General features: G+C 67.2%; 10 protein-coding genes and 1 pseudogene. 8 read left to right on the forward strand and 3 right to left on the reverse strand.

From position 1 onward, the window contains the following. Nucleotides 1-89: 89 nt before the first annotated feature. Entirely contained in the window at nucleotides 90-773 is a 684-nt protein-coding gene (locus tag ACIHAX_RS37400; protein WP_397282385.1) for a PAS and ANTAR domain-containing protein, read from the reverse strand. 345 nt (nucleotides 774-1,118) lie between these two features. On the opposite strand from ACIHAX_RS37400, the gene ACIHAX_RS37405 reads away from it, so the two are divergent. Next, entirely contained in the window at nucleotides 1,119-1,814 is a 696-nt protein-coding gene (locus ACIHAX_RS37405) for a type 1 glutamine amidotransferase domain-containing protein (protein WP_397282387.1), read from the forward strand. 99 nt (nucleotides 1,815-1,913) lie between these two features. On the opposite strand, the gene ACIHAX_RS37410 is transcribed toward ACIHAX_RS37405, so the two are convergent. Next, nucleotides 1,914-2,981, reverse strand: coding sequence for a glycerophosphodiester phosphodiesterase family protein (locus tag ACIHAX_RS37410; protein ID WP_397282389.1), 1,068 nt, complete (start codon nucleotides 2,979-2,981; stop codon nucleotides 1,914-1,916). Next, a complete protein-coding gene (locus ACIHAX_RS37415; RefSeq protein ID WP_397282391.1) occupies nucleotides 2,981-3,133 on the reverse strand; it encodes a hypothetical protein in 153 nt (50 codons plus the stop codon). Before ACIHAX_RS37415 ends, ACIHAX_RS37410 begins: the two co-directional genes overlap by 1 nt. A gap of 112 nt (nucleotides 3,134-3,245) precedes the next feature. Here ACIHAX_RS37415 and ACIHAX_RS37420 point away from each other — a divergent pair, with 112 nt between their 5' ends. The 7 genes and pseudogenes from ACIHAX_RS37420 to ACIHAX_RS37450 form a co-directional block, all read left to right on the forward strand. Then, on the forward strand, nucleotides 3,246-3,884 hold the full coding sequence (locus ACIHAX_RS37420) for an SgcJ/EcaC family oxidoreductase (RefSeq protein WP_397282393.1): 639 nt from the start codon (nucleotides 3,246-3,248) through the stop codon (nucleotides 3,882-3,884). Nucleotides 3,885-3,892: 8 nt separating this feature from the next. Further along, nucleotides 3,893-4,600, forward strand: coding sequence for an SDR family NAD(P)-dependent oxidoreductase (locus ACIHAX_RS37425; RefSeq protein WP_364438923.1), 708 nt, complete (start codon nucleotides 3,893-3,895; stop codon nucleotides 4,598-4,600). Nucleotides 4,601-4,611: 11 nt separating this feature from the next. Continuing rightward, entirely contained in the window at nucleotides 4,612-5,055 is a 444-nt protein-coding gene (locus tag ACIHAX_RS37430) for an SgcJ/EcaC family oxidoreductase (protein WP_397282396.1), read from the forward strand. After that, complete coding sequence (locus ACIHAX_RS37435) at nucleotides 5,055-5,678, forward strand: NAD(P)H-binding protein (RefSeq protein ID WP_364438929.1); 624 nt, start codon at nucleotides 5,055-5,057, stop codon at nucleotides 5,676-5,678. Before ACIHAX_RS37430 ends, ACIHAX_RS37435 begins: the two co-directional genes overlap by 1 nt. Before the next feature lie 99 nt (nucleotides 5,679-5,777). Beyond that, nucleotides 5,778-6,365: a hypothetical protein gene (locus ACIHAX_RS37440; protein ID WP_397282400.1), complete on the forward strand. Its 588-nt coding sequence runs from the start codon at nucleotides 5,778-5,780 to the stop codon at nucleotides 6,363-6,365. A gap of 360 nt (nucleotides 6,366-6,725) precedes the next feature. Continuing rightward, on the forward strand, nucleotides 6,726-7,697 hold the full coding sequence (locus tag ACIHAX_RS37445) for a DNA polymerase domain-containing protein (RefSeq protein ID WP_397282402.1): 972 nt from the start codon (nucleotides 6,726-6,728) through the stop codon (nucleotides 7,695-7,697). A 497-nt stretch (nucleotides 7,698-8,194) separates the two neighbouring features. After that, nucleotides 8,195-8,352, forward strand: a pseudogene (locus ACIHAX_RS37450) (transcriptional regulator); the annotation flags it as partial. Between the last annotated feature and the right edge of the window lie 80 nt (nucleotides 8,353-8,432).

Below are 8,432 nucleotides of genomic sequence, written 5' to 3' on the forward strand. Positions count from 1 at the left end.
AGACAGCTCCACTTCACAGCCGGAGGCCTTCACCTGTCAGCCGGACTCACCACAGTGAGTAGGCCGGACAACCTCCCTGGACATCACAGCTAGCCCGCGCCAGGTTCCGTTGGCGTGACCCGTCGGTGCAGGGTCAGCAGGAGATGATCGAAGCGGGTGCGCTGCTGAACCAGCGCACCACCCATCGCGACGACGTCGGCGACGAGCTGCTCGGCCAGCGCGCGGATCTTGATGTTGGTCTCCTGCGAGCGCCACCGCAGCACCCGGAACGCCTGATCGGCGTTGACGCCGTAAACGAACATCACGACGCCCTTGGCCTGTTCGATCACCGCGCGCGCGTCGATCACGTCCGGCAGCAGGTCGTCGAGGGCTTCCTGCCGGTTGTCTTCGAGCGTCTCGGTGACATCGATGAGGTAACCGGAGGAACCCACCACGGCGCCCTGCTCGTCGAACAGCTGGTCGCCGATGACGATCACGTCGTGCGTCTCGTTCTCGGTGTCGATGATCCGGTGACGCGTGCAGAACGGCGACGCGGTCTCGATGGCCTCGGCGAGCGTCTGGGCGACGCGCTCGCGGTCGTCGGGGTGCAGGTGGCGTTGCAGAAGTTCGGTGGACGGCTCGGCTTCTCCCGGTGCGTACCCGTAAATCGTGGCGGCGTCGTCCGACCATTCCCACCGCTGGTCGGCGAACCAGAAACTAAAGCTGCCGATATCGGGGCAACCACCGAGCATCTTGCGTGCAGTCTCCTGCTCGCACTGACCTATCTCCGTCACCGGTCCAGTATGGCGCGTAAACAAGTCCAGGTCAGGCGGGAGGGGCGGTGCTGCGTGACCGACCGGTGACCGGCTCGTGACTGCGCATCGCCCGGCCCAAGGAAAAAGTGAAACGGGAACGGCCGCGAATCGAAGTCGTCTGCGAAGATCCATTGAGAAACCGATGTCTGAAATCGGTCTTCTTATTGGTATTCCATGGTTGCCGAAGGCTAGCGTCGACAGTGTCGTCGCTGACGATCCAGACGCGTGGGATCGATACCTCCAGGTGCCACGTGGACCAGCGCGACGGGACTCGATGACGCGAACCCCGACCGAGCGGGTTCCGGACGACGGAGACAACACACCATGTCGAAGATCCTTTTCGTGATGACCGGAGTCGACCACTGGACGCTGGCCGACGGGACGAAGCACCCGACCGGCTTCTGGGCCGAGGAATTCGTGGTGCCCTTCGAAAGGCTGAAAGGGGCGGGACACGAGATCGTGGTGGCCACGCCCGGCGGCGTCGTACCGAGCGTGGACAAAGGCAGCCTCGCGCCCGAGGCCAACGACGGTCAGGAGACCGCAGACCATCGAGCGCGGGTGATCGCCACGAGCGCCGAGCTGAACAACCCCATCGACCTGGCGAAGGTGGACCTCGCCGACTACGCGGCGGTGTTCTACCCCGGCGGGCACGGGCCGATGGAAGATCTCGCGGTCGACGCCGACTCCGGTCGGCTGCTCGCCACCATCCTGACCTCCGGCAAGCCGCTGGCGGTCGTGTGCCATGCGCCCGCGGCTCTGCTCGCCGCCAAGGGTGAAGATGGCGCGAACCTGTTCGCGGGCTATGCCTTGACCGGGTTCACCAATGCCGAAGAGGCCCAAGCGGGCTTCGCGGACAAGGCCCGATGGTTGTTGCAGGACCGGCTCGTCGAGATCGGCGCCGACTTCCGGGAGGCCGATCCGTGGGCGCCGAATGTGGTGGTGGACCGCACGCTGATCACCGGCCAGAATCCGGCTTCCTCCGCAGGAGTGGCGGACGAACTGCTGAGAACTCTCGGTTGATCACGGGACCCGTCTACCCGATCGCGGAAAGGTGAGCGGTGGCCGCGTCGCCGTCCCGATCGGGGCAGTCCGCATGCCAGGTCGGCCGCGCGGGATCGCTCAGGATCGGTGGTATGCCGGTGGTAGGCGGTACCCGCGGTCGGACAGCAGTGTGCGGAGTACGTCCGGGCGATTCGTGATGAGACCGTCCACCCCGAGGTCGAGCAGAGCGGTCATGGTGGGCTGGTCATCGACCGTCCATGGCACCACCCGCATGCCGCGGCGATGTGCGGCGCGGACGAGTTCGGGCGTGGTGAACGGCCGGTAGCCGGGGTCGGTGACGGTGCCGTCCTGCGGAGTGCCGTGCACCGGCGAGATCGCGGCCGCGCCGATGGCCGCCGCGGCCGCGACGTACTTCTCCTGCAACGATCCCGGAAAGTCGTCGATATCCATACCACCCAGCCACGGTGAGCCACCGGGCTCTCCGGCTTGCAATTTCGGCCGGCCGTCGGTCAACGCGACGGTCGGCAGCTCGGGGGCCACCTCCCGCAGGCGCGTCAAGGCGCCGAAGTCGAAACTCTGGACAGTGACCTGCCGCCCGATGCCCGCCCGGCGGATCTCCGCCACGACGACGTCCACGAACTGCTCGCGCGGCGCGGTCTGTTCCGGGGCGGCGGCCTCGACCTTGGTCTCGATGTTCAGCATCACCTGATCGGCGCCATACGCGCGCACCAGATCGAATACCTCGGCCAGCAACGGCATTCGCGCTCCCGGCGCCCTGCGCTGCTCCGGGTGATCCGCGGACGGCACCGAACCGCAATCGATCGTCCGCACTTGAGCCAGTGTCAGGTCCCGGATGTAGGTGGTCCCCGGCACATACGGGAACTTCGGGTCGCCCGCGACGGCCGGCGCCGTGTCCACGCACTTCGCCGGACTCGGATCGCGATCGTGGGTGACCACCGCGTATCCGTCCGCGGTGATCTGCACGTCCAGCTCCAGCGTGCTCACCCCGAGTTCCAACGCGTTCGCGAACGCGGGCAGCGTATTCTCCGCCACCAGCCCCGCCCCACCTCGATGGGCTTGCAGATCGAACGCGGCCGGACCATCGGCCGCCACCGGTCCCGCCGCCGTCAGCGCACCGCCCGCCACGAGCCCCGCTACCACACCGGCTGCGCACATCCGCCGCATCACTTCATCGTGCCGCTCTGCGACCGCTCCGGGGGTGAAGAAGCGATGAACGGACAGGCAACCGCCGAGGCGCACTCGGCCTCGACGAGACCGGGCCTGCGCACGTTGCCGCCCCAGAGTGGATAGGGCAGCGCGGTCGGGATCGGCCTCATGCGGACGTATTGACAAGGCTGAGGCATCTTCTCTAATCTCTTCTCTAAAGAAGAAACTGCACCAAAGATGAAACATCTTGTAAGCAGTAAATGCTGTGGGAAGGATTTCACCATGACGTCGGCTATCGCAGGGACCGAACCGACTACCTCGCGCAGTCCGCGACGACGCACCGTGGTCCGAGCCGTGGGGGTCGCCGCGCTGACGCTCGGCGTCGTCGGCGGAGGCGGGTACCTGTGGCTGGACCGGACCTCGGATGTCCGCAGTGCCGGCGTCATGGAGTGCACGCGGGTCGTCGCCGATGGTGGCAACGCCGACGACCTGCGGGCTGTGTGCGGGACCATCGCCGCCATGACGGCGGCCTGGGGCCGCAACGACGCCGACGCGTTCGGCGCGACCTTCACCGAAAATGCCACCTACACCACCTTTCTGGGCACCCGCTACGTGGGCCGCCGCGATCTGACCGAGGCGCACCGGGCCCTGTTCTCGGGATTCCTGAAGGGCACCGAACTCGCCGACTCCTTTCTCGGAGTGCGCTTCTACGGTGCCGACGTGGCGATCGTCACCAGCCGAGGTGACCGCTACGAAGGCGATCGCCCGGCGGAGTTGTCCAAGACGCAGACTTACACGTTGGTGCGCGAAGCCGACAGCCAGTGGCGGATCGCCAGTTTCCACAACACCAAGCGGCAGCCGGTCATGGAGCGCATCTCGTTCCTGTTCGACCCGGCGACGAAGCCGGAGGCCGAACGGTGAGAGCGTTGGTGACCGGCGCCAGTGCCGGGATCGGACGCGCATTCGCGAAATCGCTGGCAGCGCAGGGCTATTCGGTGACCGTCGTGGCGCGCGGGATCGAAGCGCTGGAGATGTTGCTCGCCGAACTCGGTGACGGACACGACTATCTCGCCGCCGACCTCGGCACCGAAGAGGGACTGCGGGCGGTCGCGGAACGGCTTCGCGGCGGTGGTTACACGCTGCTGGTCAACAATGCCGGGACCGCCGCGCACGGCGATTTCACCGAGGTTGCGCTCGAAGCGTCGATCGCCACGTTGGAGGTGAACTGCCGGGCGGTGGTCGTGCTGGCCCACGCCTTCCTCGGTGCGGCCGCTCCCGGCGGCGTCCTGGTGAACGTGTCCTCCACGCTCGGGCACATACCGAAGCCGGGCCTCGCCGTCTACAGCGCTACCAAGGCGTTCGTCACGGCCTTGTCCGAAACGCTGTGGCACGAACAGCGAGCACGCGGCGTACGGGTGCTGGCTCTGTGCCCCGGCGTCACCGCCACCGCCTCGCAAACCGCCACCGACGTACCGCCCTGGCTGGTCCAGACACCCGAGCAGGTGGTGGACCGTGCGCGAAAAGCTCTGTCCGGCGGGTCCGGTTCCGTCGTACTCACCAGCCCGTTCAACCGGGCACTCATCGCCGTATCGCGGCTGTTCCCCCGCCGGGCCGCCCTGGCCCTGCTGGCCGACTGAAGGAGATCGAAATGACCACCAGCACCGACACCGCCGCCATCCGCGCCCTCATCGAGCGCAGCAGGCAAGCGTGGGATCGCGGCGACGGCGCCGCCTACGGCGCCTGCTTCACCGACGACGCCACGGACATCACCTACGTCGGCACCGTCTACCACGGCGGTGCGGAGATCGGCCGGGTCCACCAAGCGCTGTTCGACAGCTTCCTGAAGGGCACGCGTCTGACCGTGGACATCGTCGAAATCCGTTGCTACGGACCGGATGCCGCTGTGGTCGTGACCCGCGGCGAATCCTCGAAGCGGCAGCCGGGCAAGCTCGGCAAACTCGCGACCTACACCGTCGTCCGCGACACCGACGGACAGTGGCGCATCGCGGCCGTGCAGAAGACCCAGCGCAAGCCGCTGATGGAGGCCGTGTCCTTCTTGACCCAGCCCGCCACCCGGCCCGCGGCGCGCTGATGGCGGCCATCGCGGTCCTGGGCGCCACCGGCCGAACGGGGCGGATGGTGGTCGACCGGGCGCTGGCACGAGGACATCGCGTCACCGCGATCGTCCGCCCGGCCACTACCGCGGCGCCCACGCTCGGGTCGACCGTGGTGACGGCCGACCCGTGTGCCGCGGGAGCGTTGACCGGCTTGCTCGACGGGTACGACGCGGTGATCTCCGCGCTCGGCGCGACCGGGCGCGGCCCCGCCACCGTCTACTCCGCAGCCACCGCCGAAATCATCGCCGCCATGCGTCCGGGCGGGCGACTCCTGGTGATCTCCTCGGCGGCGCTGGACGTCCCGGCGGACGCGGGGCCGGGCGCCAGAGTCCTCGCCGCCGTCCTGCGGAGGGTTATGCGGCACACTTACTCGGATATGGCGCGCATGGAACACCTACTCGCGCAAAGTGATCTGCGCTGGACCTCCGTCCGCCCCACGGGATTGACCGATGCGCAGGCCGACGGCAGCCCGCGAGTCTCGGTGGGAGCGAAAGGTAAGGTCGGTCCCCGCACTTCGCGCGCCGACCTCGCCGACTATCTCCTCGACGCCATCGACGATCCGCACACCTACCGGTCCGTTGTCGCTGTCTCGTCCTGATCGCGACCAACGCGGCGAGCTGTTGGTCGAGGCTTTCCGGGCACGGCTGACCGAGCGTGAGGAGTGGGCGCCGTTCCTCGACATCGGCAGGGTAGCTATATGGACCAGGAGACATCACGGCGAGGCGCCGACCTGCTGACGGCCGACATCGAGTCGGCTCTCGGTTTCGAGGTGCACATCGATGAAACGATCCCCGAGCGGCTTCGCCGCCTGGCGGATCCACCGGGATGGCGGATCGAATTCACCGTCCCGGCCTTGAGCGTCGTAATTGGCACCACCCCCGTCGAGCGCACTCCCGACGGTGTGGCGTGCAGACTGGCCCGGGAAGTCCACGACGACATCCTGTCCCGCAGTGGAAAGATCTGGCCCGCCGACCCCGCGGGTGGGGACCAACCGTTGCTCCCCACTCTCGACGGATGGCGTGGGGCAAGCGGCTTGGTACCGTACGGGCAGGTCGACGCGGCGAAGGATCCTGATCCGAGCCTCGATGGTGTGGTCCGATGGTGGCTGCCCGACACCTACGACGGACTCATCGCCAGCCACTCCGGCGACGTATGGTTCTCCCTCTGGCAATACCAGGGCGACGAACAACTCATCACACCGGGCATGCCGGTGACATGGGTCATCGGCGAAGGCGGACACGGAAAGTACCGCAAGGCAGACGAAGTCCGACCAGCTCAGCCGTAGCCCAGACGGTTCGGTACTCGGCCCCGGAACCCCGAAGCCTGACCGTGCGGGTCTTGCCCTCCGTTTGCCGACATCGGCTCGCGCATGCCGGAAACGATGGGTGACATTGCCACCAGATGGGAACGATGTGTCACGAAATGCCTGGTGACGGGGCCACCAGGGAACGTGTATCGTCGCCTATCAGCGGCACAGCGGCAGTTTGCGCAGGCCTGAACAGCAGTTTCCTCTCAGGCCATGGATGCGTGTGTCGCTCATTCGGTTCGGGCATCGGCGATTTTCGTGAATGTGCGAGAACGAGCGGGAAACCAGTTCGCCACCCCCGGTAATCGACCGGCGCACGGTGGTAGGGAGAGTGGAGCGATGGCGGGAGGCGAGCTGCGTCACGGGGTCGAATTGTCCAATCTCGATCAGCCGTTGTTCGACGAGGCCGAGGCGAGCAAAAGGGATCTGGTGGACTATCTGGAGTTCGCCGGGGAACGGTTACTGGGAGTGTTGCGCGGACGGCCGCTGTCGGTGGTACGGGTGCGGCCGGGGCAGGAGCCGTTCATGCAGAAAAACCTCCCGAAGTACACGCCGGAGTGGGTGGCGCGGACGAAGGTCTGGGCGGAGAGTTCGCGGCGGGAGATCACCTACGCGCTTTGTGACCACCTGCGGACCCTGATCTGGTTCGGTAATCAGCGGGCGGTCGAATACCACCCGACCCTGTTCCTCGCGGAATCCGCACCGGAACCCACACATCTTGTGCTCGATCTCGATCCCGCACCGGGACAGACTTTCGCCGACGCCGTGGCAGGCGCCCGGCTGATCCGGGAAGCGCTGACTGCGGACGGGCTGTCCGGAGCAGTGAAGACGAGCGGTTCCAGAGGATTGCACGTGTTCGTGCCGGTGGTCCCGGGGACCGATGTCGAGGACGCGGCCGCGGCGACGCGGGCCGTGGCGGCGCGAGCCGAGCGGATCGATCCTTCGGTCGGCACGACAGCGTTCATCCGGGAAGACCGCCACGGCAAGGTCTTTCTCGACGCCACCCGTGCGGGTGGCGCCACCGTGGCCGCCGCCTACAGTCCGCGTATCCGTCCGGGTGTCACCGTGTCGTTCCCGCTGCGCTGGTCGGACCTCGATGAGGTGACGCCATCCGATTTCACTGTGCGGACCGTGCCGGACCTGCTCGGTGACAACGATCCGTGGCAGGCGGAGATGCCTGCCCCGCAGCATCTTCCTCCGGATCTGATCGAGGAGGGACACACGATTCCAGTGGCCCGGGTTCAGGCCATGCACGAGGGCAAACGGCGCGCCCGGGCACGCCGAGCGGCGGACGCGCCCCCGACCAGCTGATCCCGTCCGTGTCGGCACCGAACACGCGCGAGTACGCCAGGAAGTTTCCGGTCAGCATGGACTCCACCGCTTCGAGATCGTGGTCGAGGGTCCGCGGCGTGTAGGACAACAGCGCGACCGTGCCGCGGGAGGCGGCATCGAGCGCCGCCGCGGCGTCGCCGTCGGTTCGGTTGTCCGCCCGGTATCGGAGGAACAACAGCATCTGGCCGAGGTAATCGAGGTACCGGGCGTGTCGAGTGTGCAGTGGTTCGAGATCGTGTCCGCCGCCCTGCCCGGCGGCAACGCCGAAGCGCCCGCGCACCTGAGCCACGATCCGGACACGGTCGCGCAAGCAAACAAGACGAGTATCTGCGGGCCTTCCGCGACTACTTGTTCGGACATCGCCCGCAGCCGATCTACCCTCCCGGTCCCGGACGGCTTCCACTCGATGCGGGACAACACGATCCGAGGAACGAGCAAGAGCCCTCAGGGCCAAGAACATCCGACAACGCCGGATAGTGCGCAGATCATGGGAACTGCGCAGCGAAATCCGCGAGTTCCTGCGAACCCGCCGCGCGCGGCTGACCCGCAGCAGGCCGGGCTGCCCGCCTACGGCGGCAACCGTCACGTGGCCGGGTTGCGCCGCGAAGAGGTCGCCCTGCTCGCCGGGGTGACATCTCTGCTACGCACTCCTTAATGCTCGCCTTGGGCAGTCACTCCCAACACTGGGACGAGCGGAGGTGAAGGGCGGGCACT

The sequence above is a fragment of the Nocardia sp. NPDC051929 genome (genome assembly GCF_044548645.1).
Lineage (GTDB): Bacteria > Actinomycetota > Actinomycetes > Mycobacteriales > Mycobacteriaceae > Nocardia > Nocardia sichangensis.

What these genes read in the sequence shown, in the direction of transcription:
- ACIHAX_RS37405 (WP_397282387.1), top strand. Translation starts at nt 1,119, where the DNA reads ATGTCGAAGATCCTTTTCGTGATGACCGGAGTCGACCACTGGACGCTG.
- ACIHAX_RS37410 (WP_397282389.1), bottom strand. Translation starts at nt 2,981, where the DNA reads ATGCGGCGGATGTGCGCAGCCGGTGTGGTAGCGGGGCTCGTGGCGGGC.
- ACIHAX_RS37415 (WP_397282391.1), bottom strand. Translation starts at nt 3,133, where the DNA reads ATGAGGCCGATCCCGACCGCGCTGCCCTATCCACTCTGGGGCGGCAAC.
- ACIHAX_RS37420 (WP_397282393.1), top strand. Translation starts at nt 3,246, where the DNA reads ATGACGTCGGCTATCGCAGGGACCGAACCGACTACCTCGCGCAGTCCG.
- ACIHAX_RS37430 (WP_397282396.1), top strand. Translation starts at nt 4,612, where the DNA reads ATGACCACCAGCACCGACACCGCCGCCATCCGCGCCCTCATCGAGCGC.
- ACIHAX_RS37435 (WP_364438929.1), top strand. Translation starts at nt 5,055, where the DNA reads ATGGCGGCCATCGCGGTCCTGGGCGCCACCGGCCGAACGGGGCGGATG.
- ACIHAX_RS37440 (WP_397282400.1), top strand. Translation starts at nt 5,778, where the DNA reads ATGGACCAGGAGACATCACGGCGAGGCGCCGACCTGCTGACGGCCGAC.
- ACIHAX_RS37445 (WP_397282402.1), top strand. Translation starts at nt 6,726, where the DNA reads ATGGCGGGAGGCGAGCTGCGTCACGGGGTCGAATTGTCCAATCTCGAT.